This window comes from Chitinophaga sp. sic0106, from assembly GCF_019219075.1.
GTDB lineage: Bacteria > Bacteroidota > Bacteroidia > Chitinophagales > Chitinophagaceae > Chitinophaga.
On record NZ_JAHUWJ010000014.1, the window covers coordinates 1 to 18644 of the forward strand.

16 protein-coding genes are annotated in these 18644 nt (G+C 46.8%); 6 read left to right on the plus strand and 10 right to left on the minus strand.

Annotated features, from left to right (window positions below):
* Nucleotides 1-175: 175 nt before the first annotated feature.
* Nucleotides 176-2314 (minus strand): methionine--tRNA ligase, encoded by a 2139-nt coding sequence (gene metG / locus KW844_RS19470; RefSeq protein ID WP_218378457.1) that lies wholly within the window; start codon nt 2312-2314, stop codon nt 176-178.
* A gap of 121 nt (nt 2315-2435) precedes the next feature.
* Between metG and KW844_RS19475 the strand changes: the two genes are divergently transcribed.
* The gene (locus KW844_RS19475; RefSeq protein WP_218378458.1) at nt 2436-3350 is read left to right on the plus strand and encodes an LD-carboxypeptidase; all 915 of its coding nucleotides are present in this window, start codon (nt 2436-2438) and stop codon (nt 3348-3350) included.
* Here the strand turns inward: KW844_RS19475 and KW844_RS19480 are convergent.
* Together KW844_RS19480 and KW844_RS19485 are read right to left on the minus strand one after the other, a co-directional pair.
* Nucleotides 3347-4159, minus strand: a complete 813-nt coding sequence (locus tag KW844_RS19480; protein ID WP_218378459.1) for a ThiF family adenylyltransferase — start codon at nt 4157-4159, stop codon at nt 3347-3349. The genes KW844_RS19475 and KW844_RS19480 overlap by 4 nt on opposite strands.
* 15 nt (nt 4160-4174) lie before the next feature.
* Nucleotides 4175-5524, minus strand: a complete 1350-nt coding sequence (locus KW844_RS19485; RefSeq protein WP_218378460.1) for a sensor histidine kinase KdpD — start codon at nt 5522-5524, stop codon at nt 4175-4177.
* 578 nt (nt 5525-6102) lie between these two features.
* Here KW844_RS19485 and KW844_RS19490 point away from each other — a divergent pair.
* On the plus strand, nt 6103-6447 hold the full coding sequence (locus tag KW844_RS19490; protein WP_218378461.1) for a hypothetical protein: 345 nt from the start codon (nt 6103-6105) through the stop codon (nt 6445-6447).
* A 115-nt stretch (nt 6448-6562) separates the two neighbouring features.
* Nucleotides 6563-7114 (plus strand): YqgE/AlgH family protein, encoded by a 552-nt coding sequence (locus tag KW844_RS19495; RefSeq protein ID WP_218378462.1) that lies wholly within the window; start codon nt 6563-6565, stop codon nt 7112-7114.
* A gap of 536 nt (nt 7115-7650) precedes the next feature.
* On the opposite strand, the gene atpC is transcribed toward KW844_RS19495, so the two are convergent.
* Both atpC and atpD read right to left on the minus strand, forming a co-directional pair.
* On the minus strand, nt 7651-7911 hold the full coding sequence (atpC, locus tag KW844_RS19500) for an ATP synthase F1 subunit epsilon (RefSeq protein WP_218378463.1): 261 nt from the start codon (nt 7909-7911) through the stop codon (nt 7651-7653).
* A 64-nt stretch (nt 7912-7975) separates the two neighbouring features.
* Nucleotides 7976-9478 (minus strand): F0F1 ATP synthase subunit beta, encoded by a 1503-nt coding sequence (gene atpD, locus KW844_RS19505; protein WP_218378464.1) that lies wholly within the window; start codon nt 9476-9478, stop codon nt 7976-7978.
* Between the two features lie 341 nt (nt 9479-9819).
* Here atpD and KW844_RS19510 point away from each other — a divergent pair, with 341 nt between their 5' ends.
* Nucleotides 9820-11040, plus strand: coding sequence for a metallophosphoesterase family protein (locus KW844_RS19510; protein WP_218378465.1), 1221 nt, complete (start codon nt 9820-9822; stop codon nt 11038-11040).
* A gap of 50 nt (nt 11041-11090) precedes the next feature.
* On the opposite strand, the gene KW844_RS19515 is transcribed toward KW844_RS19510, so the two are convergent.
* The 3 genes from KW844_RS19515 to pnuC are packed head-to-tail and all read right to left on the minus strand — an operon-like array spanning nt 11091 to nt 14192.
* Nucleotides 11091-12584, minus strand: a complete 1494-nt coding sequence (locus KW844_RS19515; RefSeq protein WP_218378466.1) for an arylsulfatase — start codon at nt 12582-12584, stop codon at nt 11091-11093.
* A gap of 56 nt (nt 12585-12640) precedes the next feature.
* Nucleotides 12641-13522, minus strand: a complete 882-nt coding sequence (locus tag KW844_RS19520) for a DUF4349 domain-containing protein (RefSeq protein WP_218378467.1) — start codon at nt 13520-13522, stop codon at nt 12641-12643.
* A 28-nt stretch (nt 13523-13550) separates the two neighbouring features.
* Nucleotides 13551-14192, minus strand: coding sequence for a nicotinamide riboside transporter PnuC (gene pnuC, locus KW844_RS19525; RefSeq protein WP_218378468.1), 642 nt, complete (start codon nt 14190-14192; stop codon nt 13551-13553).
* A 328-nt stretch (nt 14193-14520) separates the two neighbouring features.
* Between pnuC and KW844_RS19530 the strand changes: the two genes are divergently transcribed.
* A complete protein-coding gene (locus KW844_RS19530) occupies nt 14521-16131 on the plus strand; it encodes a DUF6600 domain-containing protein (RefSeq protein ID WP_218378469.1) in 1611 nt (536 codons plus the stop codon).
* A gap of 54 nt (nt 16132-16185) precedes the next feature.
* On the opposite strand, the gene KW844_RS19535 is transcribed toward KW844_RS19530, so the two are convergent.
* Both KW844_RS19535 and KW844_RS19540 read right to left on the minus strand, forming a co-directional pair.
* Complete coding sequence (locus KW844_RS19535; protein ID WP_218378470.1) at nt 16186-16695, minus strand: N-acetyltransferase; 510 nt, start codon at nt 16693-16695, stop codon at nt 16186-16188.
* A gap of 9 nt (nt 16696-16704) precedes the next feature.
* On the minus strand, nt 16705-17328 hold the full coding sequence (locus KW844_RS19540) for a hypothetical protein (RefSeq protein ID WP_218378471.1): 624 nt from the start codon (nt 17326-17328) through the stop codon (nt 16705-16707).
* 115 nt (nt 17329-17443) lie between these two features.
* On the opposite strand from KW844_RS19540, the gene KW844_RS19545 reads away from it, so the two are divergent.
* Nucleotides 17444-18607, plus strand: coding sequence for a hypothetical protein (locus tag KW844_RS19545; protein WP_218378472.1), 1164 nt, complete (start codon nt 17444-17446; stop codon nt 18605-18607).
* Nucleotides 18608-18644 lie beyond the last annotated feature (37 nt).

Below are 18644 nucleotides of genomic sequence, written 5' to 3' on the forward strand. Positions count from 1 at the left end.
CCGCCAGCTTCCTTCAGATTCGCAGTCGCCCGCGACACCCTTGCTATTGGCTAACCCTTCCTACTACAAAGTGGGTTCGGGACTTGCACCCTATAGCAGATCGCCATGCCTGGCGCACACAAAAAAGTCCCGCCGGTAAGGCAGGACTTTAAATTTATAACTTGGAAAGTTGAACTCAGCTTACGCCGCTACCGGGCTTCACCGCCTCGGCAGGATTTACGAAAACGAGTTTACCGTTATCTTCTGCCATCAGGATCATGCCCTGGCTTTCAATACCACGCATTTTGCGGGGGGCCAGGTTGGCCACCAGCGTTACCTGTTTGCCGATGATATCTTCCGGTGCGAAATGTGCTGCGATACCGGAAACAACGGTGCGTTGCTCGGTGCCGATATCTACCAGTAATTTCAGCAGTTTATCAGCTTTTTCCACTTTTTCTGCGGTGATGATGGTACCCACGCGCAGGTCCAGTTTAGCGAAATCGTCGAACTGAATTTCCGGTTTTGCAGGAGCAGCCGGTTTTTCTTCCTTCGGTGCCAATGCGGCGGCGGTAGCAGCTGCAGCAGCTTCGATGGCTTTTTTGGATGCTGCCAGTTTTGCCAGCTGGGCATTGATGGCATCGTCTTCAATTTTCTTGAACAGCAGTTCAGGTTCACGGAGACTATACCCTACGCTCAGCAGTTTTGCAGAACCTGCATTTTCCCAATCCAGCATACGTTCTACCACTTTCATCATGTGCATCATTTTCTTAGCGGTGAACGGCAGGAATGGATTGATAAGGATAGCCAGGTTTGCGGTCAGTTGCAGACAAATATGCAGACAGATGTCGATGCGTTTTTGCAGCATCTCCAAATCATCTGCGGTGTATTTATCATGTGGTTCTCCTTTTTTCAGTTTTTCGATGGCTTTGGCCAGTATCCATGGCTCATTGCGCTGCATGTACTGGTTACCTTTACTGGAAAGCGCCATTACTTCGGATAAACCTTCTCTGAACTTGTAGGCTTCCAGCGCATTCTCCACACGTTCTTTTGCAGCTGCAAATTCTGCCAGCATCAGCCGGTCTTCGTCATTTACCAGGTCAGCATGCAATGCAGGCACTTTGCCTCCGCACAGCTTGTGCATCAGCACCATAGCGCGGTTTACGAAGTTACCCAGGTTATTTACCAGCTCATTGTTGTTCCTGTCCTGGAAATCTTTCCAGGTGAAGTCGTTATCTTTTGTTTCAGGAGCAGTGGAGGTAAGCACATAGCGCAGTACATCCTGCTGATCCGGGAAGTCGCAGATATAATCATTTACCCATACGGCCCAGTTACGGGAGGTGGAGATTTTATCGCCTTCCAGGTTCAGGAATTCGTTTGCAGGTACGTTATCCGGGAGTACATATCCACCGTGTGCTTTCAGCATGCTCGGGAATATGATACAGTGGAAAACGATGTTATCTTTCCCAATAAAATGAACCAGTTTGGTATCTTCCTGACACCAGTAGTCGGCCCAGTTATCAGTAAGTTCTTTTGTGGCAGAGATGTAACCGATCGGGGCGTCGAACCACACGTACAGCACTTTACCTTCGGCGTCTGGCAGTGGCACCTGGATACCCCAGTTGCTGTCGCGGGTCATCGCACGTGGGTGCAAACCGCTGTCCAACCAGCTTTTACACTGTCCGTACACGTTATTTTTCCACTCTTTATGACCTTCCAGCAGCCATTCATTGAGCCATGGTTCGTAGTTCTGTAAAGGCATGTACCAGTGTTTGGTTTTTTTCTTTACAGGCACGGCATCGCTGAGGGCGGAGTGCGGGTTGATCAGTTCATCCGGGCTAAGGCTGTTACCGCATTTTTCGCATTGATCGCCATAGGCTTTATCGTTGCCGCAGTGCGGGCAGGTACCGATGATATATCTGTCGGCCAGGAACATGTTGGCCTTTGGATCATAATACTGTTCTGATTCTTTTTCCTCGAAAAGGCCGTCGTTGTACATTTTCAGGAAAAACTCAGCAGCGGTTTCATGGTGAACTTTGTTGCTGGTGCGGGAAAAGATATCGAAAGAGATACCCATTGCTGCAAAGCTGTCGCCAATAATTTTATGGTATTTATCCACAACGTCCTGTGGGGTGATGCCTTCCTTCATTGCTTTGATGGTGATGGGTACCCCATGTTCATCAGTTCCGCAAACGAATTTTACATCAGCTTTTTTGGCGCGAAGATATCGCACGTAAATATCTGCGGGAATATAGCAGCCGGCCAGGTGCCCGATATGAACAGGGCCATTGGCATACGGTAACGCCGCAGTTATTAGATATCTGTTAAATTTTCCCATACTATCTTAAAGAATACTAAAAATAATTTTGTTTTTGGAATAGCCAATGTAATTCATCAACTTAGTCCGGGCGATGTGTCCGTGAGGACATATCAATCTTACAAAGGTAAACAAAAGTACAATGGTAAGAATTCCACCATATCTGAAAAAAGGTGATTTAATAGGCATCACCTGCTCCAGCAGTAAAATGGAGCTGGCTGCTGCCGAGTATGCTGCGGAGGTAATCCGTGGCTGGGGCTATCGCGTACACCTTGGCATTACTGTGGGCACCAGTTTCCATAACTTCTCCGCCCCTGATGAGCTGCGGCTGGAAGAGCTGCAGGACATGCTGGATGATCCGGAGATCAAAGCTATACTTTTTGGTCGTGGCGGCTACGGTATGGGCTGTATAATCGACAAACTAAACCTTAAAAAGTTCCATAAGCATCCAAAATGGTTATGCGGCTACAGTGATATCACGGTATTGCATGCACATATCCATGAACGTTATGGCATTCCTACCATTCATTCCCTGATGTGTAGCGGCATTACGCCTGACACGGTGGAAGACGAATATGTACACAGCCTGGAACAGATTATCAAAGGCAGGAAATACAGTTACAATACCCCGTCCCATGTGCTCAACCGCGAAGGCAGTGCCAGTGGCTTGCTGGTAGGCGGTAATTTGTCCATGCTGGCTAACATATCCGGTACTAAATCCCAGGTAAAAACGAAAGGAAAGATCCTGTTGCTCGAAGATATCGGGGAATACCGGTACAATGTGGACCGCATGATGTACAACCTGAAAAGGGCCGGGTGGCTGGATGGACTGGCCGGACTGGTAGTAGGCGCCTTTACCGATGGCAAGGAAACCCAGACCCCGTTCGGCCAGTCGGAATATGAGATCATTCACAACCTGGTGAAAGATTACGATTATCCTGTTTGTTACAACTTCCCTATTGGCCATCAGCCGGCTAACTATGCGGTAAAATTAGGCATGAAGCACCACCTGAAGGTAGGAGAAGCCAAAACGGTATTAAAACTGCACGCAGATTAATCTTCCACATCCGGAACAATATCCAGTCCGTAGTCTTCTGCGGTCAGGAGGCCGTTTGTTTTCACGGCTTCCATGGCTTCCCTGTCAGCGGTTAGCTCATGTACCGTGTTGGTATTATGAAGATAGTCGATGCCGTATAGTTTGTTGGTAAGTCCGATCGGCACTTCAATCAGGTATTTGATCACATCTGTGGCGATGCGCATGCCGGTGGCGCCATGGGTAACCCCTAGTGCGCCTGCATCGTAGTTGCGGTAATCGTCTGTCAGGTCTTGTGCGCAGCGGTAGGATGCGGACCTTGTACCGTCAGGCATGGGCATATTGAAACCGCCGTACCAGGCGAGCCAGTTATGCACTTCTCCCACCACAAGTGGTTTATCGTGGATAATGCAGGCATCGTTGATCAGGAGGTGTGAGGGCAGATGTTGGGTGCAATCCACTACAATGTCGAAGCCATCGAGCAGAAACGCCATTGTTTGCGGTTTTGCCTGCAACAGCAACGGGAATGGGCGGGCAAACGGATTTACGCCATAGAGGCGGCTGCCGGCCATTTTAGCTTTGTGTTTTTTCACGTCCTGCACGTGGTAGATGGGCTGGCGTGGCATGTCTTCATCGTTGATAACGCCATAGTCCGCGATACCGATTATACCTACCCCGCTGGCACCGAGATATTGGATCACCGGGCTGCCGAGGCCGCCGGCGCCGATAACGAGCACGCGGGACATTTTCAATTTTTCCTGCATCGCCAGTCCGAATCCCGGAACGGCAATAGCGTGTTTGAAGTGCTGGGCTTCTTTTTCACTAATAATCATGCGCTGTTTCCTTTACTATTCCTGTGGAAATTCGAGGGTGAATTTACTTCCTTTCCCTACTACACTTTCCACTTTAATTTTTCCGTGATGAGCATCTACAATCGCTTTCACATAGCTGAGTCCGAGGCCGAAACCTTTTACGTTGTGGACGTTGCCGGTGTGAGCGCGGTAGAACTTTTCAAAGATACGCGAAATAGTGTCGCGACTCATACCGATACCGTTATCGGTGATGATGATAAACAGGCTTTTGCGGGTATTATGGGTGTTGATGGAAACTTCCAGGTTTTCTTTTGAGTATTTGATGGCGTTATCCAGGAGATTAAATATCACGTTGGAGAAATGCACATCATCCGCCATGATCACCGGGTTAATGGCGTTCAGTTGGAGGTCCACCACGCCGTTTTTAGCCGCCAGCTGGAGCTGGAGGTTATCCACGGTGTGTTGTATGACGTCATGTACGTCGGTGGCTTGCAGTTTGAGGCCGATTTCGTCTTTTTCGAGCAGGGCCGACTGCAGGATGGATTCCACCTGTTTGTTCATGCGTTTATTTTCTTCCTTGATGATGCCGGAGAAATAGCGGATTTTATCTTTGTTATCCATCACTTTTTCATTGCCGATAGCGTCAATGGCGAGGGATATGGTGGCCAGCGGCGTTTTGAGCTCGTGGGTCATGTTATTGATAAAGTCCGATTTTATTTCAGATAGTTTCTTCTGGTTCAGCATCGTGCGGATGGTGAGTGCGAAGGCGGTGATGATGATGAGTGTAAAACTGATACCGCCGATGATCATATAGGTCAGTTGTCGCACTACTTCATCCTGGGTGGGGGTAATGAGGAACAATTGTTCAGAATTGGTACCCATATTTTCATCCAGGGAGATGATTTTCATTTTATAGTCCTTGATTTGCCGGAGTGTATCCTTGTCCGTTAGTTTGCTGAACAGGTCGGCAAATCCGGGTGTCTGTATCCTCCATCCGGGGCGGAAGCCCGGTATTTGACCTGAAATAGCGAATTCAAAGTGGGTGGTGTCCAGCCGGTGTTCTTTGAGGCTGTTCATGATCACTTTTTGAATTTCGGTGGGGGTAAACAGGTCGCTTACACTGGGTTTGAATACCTGTGGTTTCCCGAAGTCGAGGTTCAGTGAATTATTGGTAGGATCGGTTGATGGATTGATGCGGAGTTGTACGGTACTGCCGCGGTGATTGATAAAGTACTGTCTGATATCGTACACTACATCAATGGCTCGCTGATCCAGCTGCTTGCTCTTGATAACGGCGGCACTTTTGATCCAGTTTACCTGGATATAAATGATGCCAAACAGAGAGATGGTGATGAGTGCAACTATGACAGGAAAAATTCGCTTCAACGGTATCATGCAAGTATATGTGAGCTCTAAATTTAAAGAAATAAGGGACGTTGTGGCAGTATTGTTTTGTTAAAAACGATGCTTGCTATAGCAACAATGATACAAAATTAGAATGTTATGATAGTTTGTTGGCGCTGCGCCTGCAATTCAATATTACTTTAACGTAATTTTAACGGCGAAGTTCTGTTTTTTTTATTTCTTCTTTCCTTACCTTTGTCCTATCAAACTGGTACTAAATTTGCTTAGTTAGGTTTGACAAAAGCACAAGAAATTAAACTTTCTACATACATCGACGTGGATTCGTTCCATAAGCGATTTAGATTTTGGTTGATAAAATGGTAAGGAGGTTGTCTAGCCTCCTTTTTTTATTTCTTCTACTTTCCTTTTTTCTTTCCGTTTCATTTTATTTATTTTTTAGGGAGATGATATACAAGCTATTGAAAGCGTGTATGTTACATATTTATTTCCGGGCATTATCCGGCACCTTCGGCGCCGGATAATGCCCGGCCGGGAGGGCTGGTGCCCTCCCGGCACCAGCTTTTCAGGTACACCAAGGTAAAAACTAACCCAGGTACTCTGTGCAACAGCTACGAGCAGAGCAGGTGCGGGCACAACAGGTGCGAGCAGAGCAGGTGCGAGCAGAGCAGGTGCGGGCACAACAGGTGCGGGCACAACAGGTGCGGGCACAACAGGTGCGAGCAGAGCAGGTGCGAGCACAACAGGTGCGGGCACAACAGGTGCGGGCACAACAGGTGCGGGCACAACAGGTGCGGGCACAACAGGTGCGGGCACAACAGGTGCGGGCACAACAGGTGCGGGCACAACAGGTGCGGGCAGAGCAGGTGCGGGCACAACAGGTGCGGGCACAACAGGTGTCGAACTGCAAAGTGCCCACCCGCGCGCAGCGCGGAACCCACCAGTGACACCGAAGGTGTCACTAACTTAGCACCCACTGATAAAATCAAACCACATTTTTGCGTGATACACCTTTTCCGTGAAATCACTTAAATTTATACAAGTGAATAAAAATGAAAGCTTATGGTAACCTTAGCGCCCGGCGTGTTGCTGATTGCAGACCCATTTCTCAAAGACCCGAATTTTGCCCGCACAGTAGTATTGCTCTGTGAACATCAGGATAAAGGCAGCTTTGGCTTTGTACTGAACAAGCTGTTTGACCAGCAGCTGGATGAGTTGATACCGGACGTGCTGGTATCCAAGGTACCGGTGTATGTGGGGGGACCAGTGCAGATGGATACCATTCACTTTGTGCACCAGCAGCCGGATGTAATCAGTGGCGGGATGCAGATAGGGCCTGGCATCTTCTGGGGCGGCCATTTTGACACGGTGGTAGAAAGTATAAATAACGGGCAGGTGGACCTTGATAAGATTAAGTTCTTCATTGGGTATTCCGGCTGGAGCAGTGGACAGCTGGGTGAGGAAATGGAGGAAAAATCGTGGATTATTTCCCCGGCTACCACCACACTTGTGTTCGACAAAGAGGAGCAGCAGATCTGGCAGAAAGCCTTAAAGAGCATGGGCAGCAATTTCGCGATGATGGCAAATTTCCCGATTGACCCTTCCCTTAACTAGTCATTCCGGACAAGAGGCGGTTCCTATCTCACTAATATCTGTATCCTACAGTAATGGGTATACTATACCTGTAAAAATGAACAGGAATTATATGATTATTTAAAACAAATTAAATATCTTGCTAAAGTAAGAGATCGTGAAGAGCGTATTGTAACCCACTGGGAAAACCGTATACCGAGTATTAGCATACACCTATGAAGGCAAAACCTATTGAAAAATCATTAGCACCTTCTCTGGCCACAAATGATGTCGAGCGTTTACCCGTGACTGTATACATACTGGCAAAAAATCATTGTAACTGCGAATTCATTAGGTAATAATATACAGCTTCACAACTGAAGCTGCCCTGTTGGAGGGACTACGTGTGGCTGGCTATTCGTATAGCCGGTACCGTAAGTGCCGAAAATGGGGTCTTAAAAACCCCGTGAATAATATTGTTTATTCAGCGGGTTTCTTCTAAGATTGGAATAGTTAGGACAAAAAGAAAGGCCGGGTAATCTTACCCGGCCTGTTTCTAATATATTCAACTGGTGGTATTATTTCTTATCCAGCGCTGCCGCACCTTCTACCAGTACGGTAGCTTTATTGCGTAAAACTTCCACGAATCCGCCACTGATAGTGAAAAATTCAGTGTGGGTTTTATCTTTCAGCACTTTCATCTTACCATTTCCGAGCGCTGCAATTAAGGGCGCATGTTTATCCAGTATTTCAAAAGAACCGTCGATACCTGGGAGCTGTACTCCGTACACCTCACCTGAGTATAACTTTCTTTCTGGTGTTAATACTTCTAATAGCATGTGAATGATGGTAAATGGTTAATTATGTGGAGTCATCCCTGCGGGGCAGGGATGACCAACAATCTTAGTTTTTAGCCTGTTCCAGTAATTTCTTACCTTTTGCGATAGCATCATCGATGTTACCAACCAGGTTGAATGCTGCTTCAGGATACTCATCCACTTCACCGTCCATGATCATGTTAAAACCACGGATAGTTTCTTCGATAGGAACAAGTACACCTTTCAGACCGGTGAACTGCTCTGCTACGTGGAATGGCTGAGACAGGAAACGTTGTACACGACGTGCACGGGATACTGTCAGCTTGTCCTCGTCAGACAGCTCGTCCATACCCAGGATGGCAATGATATCCTGCAGCTCTTTATAGCGCTGAAGAATCATTTTAACGCGCTGAGCACAGTTGTAGTGTGCCTCACCTACGATGGCAGGAGTCAGGATACGGGAAGTAGAATCCAGCGGGCTCACAGCCGGGTAGATACCAAGATCGGAGATTTTACGATCCAATACAGTGGTAGCATCCAGATGGGAGAAGGTTGTAGCCGGAGCAGGGTCAGTCAAGTCATCCGCAGGTACGTAAACCGCCTGTACGGAGGTGATAGAACCGTTTTTGGTTGAAGTGATACGCTCTTGCATCAGACCCATCTCAGTGGCCAGGGTTGGCTGGTAACCTACCGCAGAAGGCATACGACCTAACAGCGCGGATACCTCAGAACCTGCCTGGGTGAAACGGAAGATGTTATCAACGAAGAACAGGATATCACGACCACCACCTGCAGAGCCATCTCCATCACGGAAATATTCTGCCAGTGTCAGACCAGAGAGGGCCACACGTGCACGTGCACCAGGAGGCTCGTTCATCTGACCAAACACAAAGGTAGCCTGTGAGTTTTTCAGCAGTTCTTTATCCACAGCGGCAACATCCCAGTCACCATGCTCCATGGATTCTTTAAATTTATCACCATATCTAACGATGTTGGCTTCGATCATCTCACGCATCAGGTCATTACCTTCACGTGTACGCTCACCCACACCAGCAAATACGGACAAACCTTCGTGCGCTTTTGCGATATTGTTAATCAGCTCCTGGATCAGTACGGTTTTACCCACACCAGCACCACCGAACAAACCAATCTTACCACCTTTTGCATATGGTTCGATCAGATCGATTACTTTGATACCTGTGAACAGTACTTCTGTTTCAGTTGCCAGATCTTCGAATTTAGGAGGCTGACGGTGGATAGAATAACCAGCGCTGGTATCCAGTTGACCCAGACCATCAATTGCCTCACCTACCACATTAAACAAACGTCCTTTCACCTGGTCGCCAATTGGCATTTTAATAGGCGCGCCTTTATCCACTACGGCCATACCACGAACCATACCGTCGGTGGAGTCCATTGCCACACAACGAACACTGTCTTCACCCAGGTGCTGTTGTACTTCCAATACTACTTTCTGACCATTTTCGCGGGTGATTTCCAATGCGTTGTAGATATCGGGCAATTTGTCTTCAAAGTGCACGTCCACCACGGGACCGATAATTTGTTTGATCTTACCTGTGTTAGGCATATTTTAAGGAGGTTTATAAAATACTTAAAAAGTTATTTCCTCAAAACCGGGGCTATTGCCACAGTTTCCAAAATTTGCCGCAAAGGTAAGTGTTAATGGATGAAAATCAAAACACGACCCCGGAAAAATAAAGGTTTTACACCCCTTTTTTGCTAGGTTTAGCAGTTATCTCCCCATGTATCCCCTTAACCTGCCCGCAATAACTATGATATTAACTAAAACAATAATCTATAAAATCCTTTAAGAAAATTTCTTCACAACCCATTCCATTCATAAAAAATTAACCTCGTCTGTACCCAAGGTTACTTATTTTGAGCATTGACTTTAATTAAATACATCATATGAAAAAACACAGTGAACAATCCCGCCGCAGCTTCCTCGGTAATATTTCCAAAGCCGGGCTGCTGGGACTAACCGGTTTGCCGACCCTGGCAAGCGCCGCCATTGACCGCCCGCAGGAAAAATCAATCGCCGGCGCACACACTTTTCTCTCCAAACCCTATCTCCAATACCCTGCTCCGGATACTATCACCGTGATGTGGCTGACAGCCCAGCCATCCTACAGCTGGGTTGAATACGGACTGGAAGGCCAACCGATGCAAAAGGCGCATAACGTAAGTCATGGCCTGGTGGAGGCTAATAACCGCCTCCACCGCATTGCACTCCAACAACTGGAACCCGGAAAAAAGTACCAATACAAAGTGTTTTCCAAGGAAATCACCGAGTTTCAGCCCTATAAACTCACTTACGGAGAAACCCTCTCGAGTGACACCTACACCTTTACCGCCCCAGATACCCAGGCAAAAGCCGTTTCCTGGCTGATTCTGAACGATATTCATGATCGCCCGGAATCGATTCCCCACCTGATGAAACTGAACGGTAACGATCCTTACGATTTCGTGTTTTTTAACGGCGATATATTCGACTATCAGACAGACGAGCAACAGATCATAGACCATATGCTCACTCCCTGCGGCGATACCTTCTCCCCACAAGCCCCTTTTATGTATGTAAGAGGCAACCACGAAACGAGAGGTAAATACGCCCGCGAATGGCACCAATACTTTGAAAATCCAGGTAAAAACAACTACTTCTCGTTCACCTGGGGGCCTGTATTTGCCATCGTACTGGATACCGGCGAGGATAAGGAAGATACCCATCCGGTGTATGCAGGTATCGTGGATTTCGATACCTACCGGGAAGAGCAGGCTGCCTGGCTCGAAAAACAACTGCAATCACCTGCATACAAAAAAGCAAAGCATAAAGTAGTGATGATGCATATCCCGCATCACCACGGAGGTGACTGGCATGGCGCATCGCATTGTCGCGCCCTCTTCGGCGACCTGTTCAACAAATACAAAATCGACATCCTCATATGTGGTCATACGCACACCTATGGCGTACATCCGCCGGAACCTGGCAAGCATAACTATCCGCTGATTATCGGCGGCGGACCAAAAGATGGCAAACGTACACTGATAAAGATCAAAGCAGATCAGCAACAGCTGGTACTGACGATGTTAGGAGATGATGGGAAAGTGGTAGGGGAGTATAAAGTGTAATGGCTTGTAGTACGAGTTTCATCCGGCGAGATGCCGGATGAAACTCATTATTATTTTACGCTTTTGTAAATATCAACCGGCACATCATTAGCCAGCATTGGCCCTGATGTACTCCTGCCATCAGCAATTTTTCTTTTTAGCAAATCCTCCAGCTCCTTCACTATTTGCGGATTCGCTGCCGCTACATTATTTTTTTCTCCGGGGTCTGTCGGGAGATGAAAGAGCTGCATTTCCGGCAGTCCCTCTTTACGGGCCAGTGCGGTCCGGGGTTCGCTCCATCCTCCGGAACCCGGTGTCAACGCCAGCTTCCAGGCACCTTTTCGAATGGCGAAATTTCCATCAATGCTATGATGGATAGTTACAGTGCGTTTGTACTGCTTTGGCTTTCCTGTCAACAATGGCAACCAACTGTAACTGTCGCCTCCTGCTTCAACGGCGAGTGTTTGGCCAGTAATAATTGCGCAGGTAGCCATCAGATCAGATAAGCACACAGTGGCATCACTGGTGGTACCAGCTTTAACCGTTGATGGCCAGCTTACGATCAGGGGAACCCTGTGCCCACCTTCATAGATATCCGCTTTAGCGCCACGGTAGATATACGACGGTTCATGCCCTGCTGCTTTTAATTTTTCGTATTCCGCATAAGGCGCATAGCCATTATCGCTTGTGAAAACTATCAGCGTGTTCTCACTCAATCCTTGTGCTTCCAGTACTTTCATCACCTCCCCTAACACCCAATCTGTTTCCATCACATAATCCGCGTAATCGCAGATCCCACTTTTGCCCTGAAAAGCACTGCCTGTTACCAGGGGAGTATGGGGAGAAGGCAATGCGAAATAAAGAAAGAATGGTTCATTTTTATGTCCGGAAATATACGCTTTTGCTTTACCTGTAAGGGTGGCAAGCGTTTCATTGAACACAAAAGAAGGTCCCTTGGGACCTTTTCGTACATGTGTTTCTGAGCTTGCGGAAACGCTGTCCACCGGCAATTCGATGGTATGATTATTTTCTATATACACGTACGGTGGCATGTCGAGTGATGCACTGATACCATAGTAGTAATCAAACCCATAGCTAAGCGGCGTTAGGCGGATTGGCTGTGAAAAATCAATATGCTGTTCGTCCGTACCCGGCCATTGCATACCGAGGTGCCATTTCCCGATAATGGCTGTTTGATAATGCGCTTTTTTTAACAGTTCCGGCACAGTAAGCGTACTCGAGTCCAATAATGGAGCACTGAATCCACCCAACACACCTTTCTGCAGCCTGCTTCTCCAGGCATACCTGCCCGTGAGTATACTATAACGGGAAGGGGTACACACTGCTGAGGAGGAATGTGCATCTGTAAATTTCATACCAGCAGCTGCGAGCCGATCCATGTTAGGTGTGGCTATTTTTCCATTTTCATTGTATGTGTGTACATCACCGATTCCCAGGTCATCAGCAAGGATATACACGATGTTTGGATGGGATTGAGATGATTGGGATTGGGATAGCGACAGCGAAGGAATGGCCAGCGCTATCCAGAGCAAAAAGTTTTTCATGCTATTAAGATACAAATGCATCTCTGCACATATCTATCGTTTTTTCTCCTTTACTACTACTTTTTTAATACCCTGACTATCACCTCTCTGATATATAGTAAGATAGCAATCAACGCAAAAGTAAAAGCTGCGCCCAGCACAAAAATGCCGTAATATTTTACCGTCCATTCCAGCGCCCGTACAAGGCGGGTGGAGAAGTGAATAACATTTTCGGAAACCACCGTTGTTTCATACATATAAACCTGTACCGTGCAGAATTCGTTAACCGTGTCGAAACTGCCGAGTTCTACCCCCAGGTTCTGTAACTCAGTTTCAATGGCATAGATCTTATCATGTAGTGCTATAAAATCTTCAATTTTACCAGGACTACGCTTCAATTCATTTAGTGACTGCAATGTCTTCTGTAAGGAAATCTTTTGTGCATTCAACTTACTGTATTCATTCGTTTTGTCTGTTTTGGTAACATTGCGTTCTACCACCACGCCTATACGCTGTGCTGCCAGATAGAAAGAGTCGAATTTCTCCGGTATTACGCCAATCAGCAACTGCACTCTTCTTTTTCCGGTGTTACCTGTTTTATTTTCAAACTGGATGATGGACTTAGAGCTGTCGATAAGCTGGTATATTTGTTCTTCATCCCTGGAATAATGCTGGGACTTGGTTTTCAGGCGGGCAATCTTTTCGTACTTCTGGCTGCCGGCATCAGCGGAAATAGCCTCCATTACTGCCGCTTTGGGGCTTTCACCTTTGGAAAATTTTTCGGAAGCGTAATTTCGTCTGCCTCCAAAATCAAATGATTCAGCTGGATTTTCTTCGTTGAAAATAGTGACGCTTTTGAACTGGTAACCATACCATAGGCGCAGGCAGAACATGAGTATGAATATACCTGCGAATACCAACAGCAGGCGTTTTACATCTTTACGAGGAATGAATGTCATAGGTGTGCATTAAAAAAGGGTGAAGGGTTCAGGCGGTTTGATTCCGGTAGTCTTTCAACCACTTGATCAAACCCATCGAAGCTATGATGAGCAAAATGAAATATTCCATACCGAGGAAGCGAACATCTTTCTGGAAATAGATAACAGTGGCTACAACATCTACCGTAACCCAAAATAACCAGTTCTCCCAGATTCTTTTTGCCAATAATATGTTGGCGAATACACTGAGTACCGCCACCAGTGAATCCGTATAAGGCCACGCAGCAGGATGTTCAAATACAGCAGGGAACCACTGATGCAGGTGGCTGATGACATAACCCATGGCAGCGGTTAATACCACAACGGCTCCCGCCAGTGTCCAACGGGTACGATTTTTTAAAGCGTAAATAGGTTCGTTTTCCGGCTTTTTGCTATACCAGAAAATCCAGCCATATATGCCTGTAGCAAAAAAGTAAATCTGCAAAAACATATCAGCATACAACTGCAATTGCCAGAACAACACAAAAAAACAGGAAACGTTAATCAGGCCTATGGGCCAGGTAAGAATATGATCCCGCGCTGCCAGCCATACACATAACAAGCCGGTGAAGGTACCTATGAACTCGATATAACTTACCGGATAGCCCAGGGCAGTAAAAAAGATGTGTTGGATGCTAAAAAATTCGTTCATGCGGCAATATTAATCAATCGGTCACGCTGGCAGAAAAAGATTTTTATCTTAATAAGATGAGGAACAAATATATTTAATAATATCATACTATAATAACATATCTATCAAGGATTATGAGTTGGTCAAAAAAATTGGAATCCTTTTTGCAATCTATGTTTCAGCGATGCTAAAACAACGATATTTTCATTAGCAAAGCTTTAACAATTTTACTAAAAAGCGATTAGACAACTGCCTTTTAGACCGTACCGGAAAGAATCCTTATATGTGAGCTGAATTACTAATCCACAGACAGTCTAAATACCAGGAGCCAATCATCAAAAACAGGAGTATGAAAATGTTGATAAAAAAATCTGTTATCCCATTTCTTGCCGTCTCCATGTTCCTGACTAGCTGTGCCAGCACTTACTACGCCCCCGGCGATTATGACAGTGGTTACAATAGCGGATATAACAGCAGTTATAATGGTGGATATGGATCAGGCCTACAGGTAGGCGCCTCTGTATCTTTTTATGATGCGCTGAGTCCTTATGGCCGATGGGTAAATTACCCGGGCTACAGCCAGGTTTGGATTCCTAATATGGGGGCCGGCTGGCAACCTTATTCCACCGGTGGACACTGGGTTTACACTGACTACGGATGGACCTGGGCCTCTGACTATTCATGGGGATGGGCACCGTTCCACTATGGTCGCTGGATGTTTGATAACGGTTACGGATGGATGTGGATTCCAGGTAATGAATGGGGTCCGGCATGGGTTGACTGGCGTACAGGTGGCGACTACTGGGGATGGGCTCCGCTCGGCCCTTCGGGTTACTCTGTCAACGTTAACTACTGGACGTTCGTAAACAGACAGTACATTGGTAACTCACGCATGCACAACTATTACATGGATCGTGGCCGAAATAACTACTACATCAATAACACCACGATTATCAATAACACCACTGTTTACAACAACAACCGGATTAACCGTGGTCCTGCTGCACCTTCCAATGTAAGGCCGGTACGACTCACCGATGCCAGCAGACCTGGAACCAGCCGGATTAACAATAACCAGATACAGATGTATCGTCCGGATGCGCAAGCTATTCAACGAGGCAGAGAGCAGGATAACAACCGCTATAACAACGGTGGGGGTAGCAGAGTTAATCAGGGAAATACCAATAATAACAACGGTGGCCGTGGTAATAATACTACTATCCCTAACAACAATAATACAAGGCCTTCGAGAGTGCCGGATAACAATGGCAATACTTTCCCTGGCAGCAATAATAACAACAATAACACAAGGCCTTCCAGGGTACCGGATAACAATAATAACTTCCCTGGCAGCAATAATAACAATAACAACACAAGACCTTCGAGGGTAAACCCGGGTACTAACAGCGGTAGCAGCACTTTCCCTGCTCCTGCCAATAATAATAGCAACAGCCGCCCTTCCAGGGTGAATACGAACAACAGCAACCTGCAGCAGGACCAGCAACGTATTCAACAGGCACAACAGCAAAGAGATCAACAGCAAAGGATTCAAAGAGCACAGCAGGAACAACAGGTCCAACAGCAGCAACAACGTCAACAACAGGAACAACAGCAACGGATACAGCAACAACAGCGTCAGCAACAGGAACAGCAACAAAGGATTCAAAGAGAACAACAACAGCAGCAACAACAACAGCAACGCCAGCAACAGGAACAACAGCAAAGGCTTCAGAGGGAACAACAGCAGCAACAGCAAAGGGTACAACAACAGCAGCAAGAGCAACAGCGTCAGCAGCAAGAGCAACAACAGCGAATTCAGCGTCAGCAACAGGAACAACAGGCCAGACAAACACAACAGGAAGCACAGCAACGTGTACAACGCTCGCAGCCGCAACAATCGCAACCTTCCAGGACTAATAATTCCGGTGGCGGGGAACGACCAAGACGTGGAGACCGATAAGTAACTGGTGTTATAAATTTAAAAGATCCGCAGCCATACTGGTTGCGGATCTTTTTATTGCTGATATATTTCGCGATAGAGTTCTTTTTTGATCTGAGCGAAATCCATGGCAGGCGGCAGGTTAAGGTACATCAATTGCAACTGTAGTGGCGCATAACCCGGATGATATGGCGGTTGCTCGTAATAATCCGGAAAAGTCCGGTAGCCGAGCCGCTCATAAAAATTTATCCTGCGAATGGCTTGTTCTGTATCAGGTGGTTCTACTTCCAGCACAATTGCTGGCAAGGCTGCCGCCATTTGCTCCATCACAGCAGTACCGGCACCTCCTCCCCTTGCATTCGGATCTATTGCAAAATGTTCAACAAAGGCAAAGTGAGGCAGAGACCAGTAAAATATAAATCCGGCATACTGTTCATCACGGTGAATTTCGAGAAGCCGAAGCTTGCCTGCTTCCAGAAGTTTCAACTGAGCAGGCCATGGCCGCCGCTCTGCCAATGGGAATGCCGATTCATATAATTCCCGGATACTCACGGAAGGATGTGTGCTTTGGTGTAGCGTGATCATGACTTAAAGTTACTGATTCTGTGGCACTGGTGCGGAAGGCACGCAGGCGTAAGGATCAGGGGTGCCGGGCGCTACTTTTTTGTTTACGGACCAGCAGAAATTCATAGCCTGACTGGTAATACTAAGGAGTTTTACCGAAGCTTTACTTCCTTTTCTGCTGTTGGATGCCTGTAAGGTTTGCTGGCCCTGGGCAGGGATATTTTTGATGGCGTATTCTTCTGTTTTAAAGACTTCGTCGTTATTGCGGAGGTATTGCAGGGTGACCACTGCATTTTCCAGTGGGTAATCGGTTTGATTTCGGACGATGATACTGAGATCTTTTATTCCACCGAGTAAGCCGGTGCGGTAATCGCTCAGGGATACGGTAATGAACTGTTGCCAGTTTTGCCGGAAATACACCCGTCTGTCTACAAATTGTGCATTTACCCTTTGCTGTATATCTTTGCGGTCGGAAATCTGTTGCGCTACCCGTCCGGATTGATCAAGGCTCCTTCTAAGATCACGGTTTTCATTGTGCAGGCGCTCATTTTCAGCCAATACTTTACGTACATCTTTTTGCTGCCGGCAATAGCCCAGCCCTAGGATAAGCAGTAGCAGCACCAGCGCAGCCGGGATAATATATTGTTGTTTCATATGGATCGCATATGAAAAAATGATGCCAGTACGGTAGCCGGATATTTTACCTGGCGGCAGCCAATGCATCAAAAAGGATTTTTATACATTTGCACAAATTGCACAAATAGTCCCTATGGATTTGATAATTGTTGATAACGAAACAAAAGCAAGGCAGTTTCTGGATGTACATGTACAGCTGAACAAGGATGTTCCGGGCTGGATACGCCCGCTGGACAAAGACATCAACACCGTTTTTGATCCGAAGCTCAACAAAGCCTTCAGGTTTGGTGAGTGCATCCGCTGGATTTTGAAAGATAGTAACGGCCGGCTGATTGGCAGGTTAGCCGCGTTTGTAAATAAGAAATACAGGAGCAAAGGAGATACCTGCAAGGTAGGTGGCGTTGGATTTTTTGACTGTATCAATGACCAGGCAGCAGCAAATCTGTTGTTTGACACTGCCAGGAAATGGCTGGAAGACAGGGGTATGGGCGCCATGGACGGCCCGATTAATTTCGGGGAACGCAATAATTGGTGGGGCTTACTCACCGAAGGGTTCCACGAGCCTTTGTATGGCATGAGCTTCAATCCGCCTTACTATCAGCAATTGATGGAAAACTATGGTTTCCAGGTGTTTTTCCACCAGATATGTTATGGCATGAAGGTGCACGACGAGCTGCGGGCCAAATTCTTTAACCGCCATGCTGCAGTTGAAAAAGATCCGGGGTACCGGTCAGAACATATTAAAAAAGGAGAGCTGGAACGCTATGCAAGGGAGTTTGCCCTGGTTTACAATAAAGCCTGGGCAAAGCATGCCGGCGGCAAGGATATGAGCGAACAACAGGCCTATGCCCTGTTTAAGCAGATGAAACCTTTGCTGGACGAGCGCCTTTGCTGGTTTATCTATTATCATGACGAACCAATTGGCATCTGGCTTAACCTGCCCGACCTGAATCAATACCTGAAAAAGTTTAACGGTAAATTTGGTTTATGGCAGAAAATACAGTTTCTCTGGATGAAAATCCGGGGTACGAATAAAAAATTCGTGGGTATCATATTCGGGATCGTTCCGGACTTCCAGGCCATGGGGGTAGACGCCTACCTGATCGTGGAAGGAGCCAAGATTATCCAGCACCATACCCCTTACGTAGATTATGAAATGCAGTGGGTGGGCGACTTCAATCCGAAAATGATTAATGTAGCCGAAGGTTTGGGAGCTACGCCTACCCGTACCCTTACTACTTACAGGTACCTGTTCGACCGGAACGCTCCGTTTGAAAGGCACCCTATTCTTACCTGATTCTTATCTAGTATACATATTAAAGCAGCAGATATAT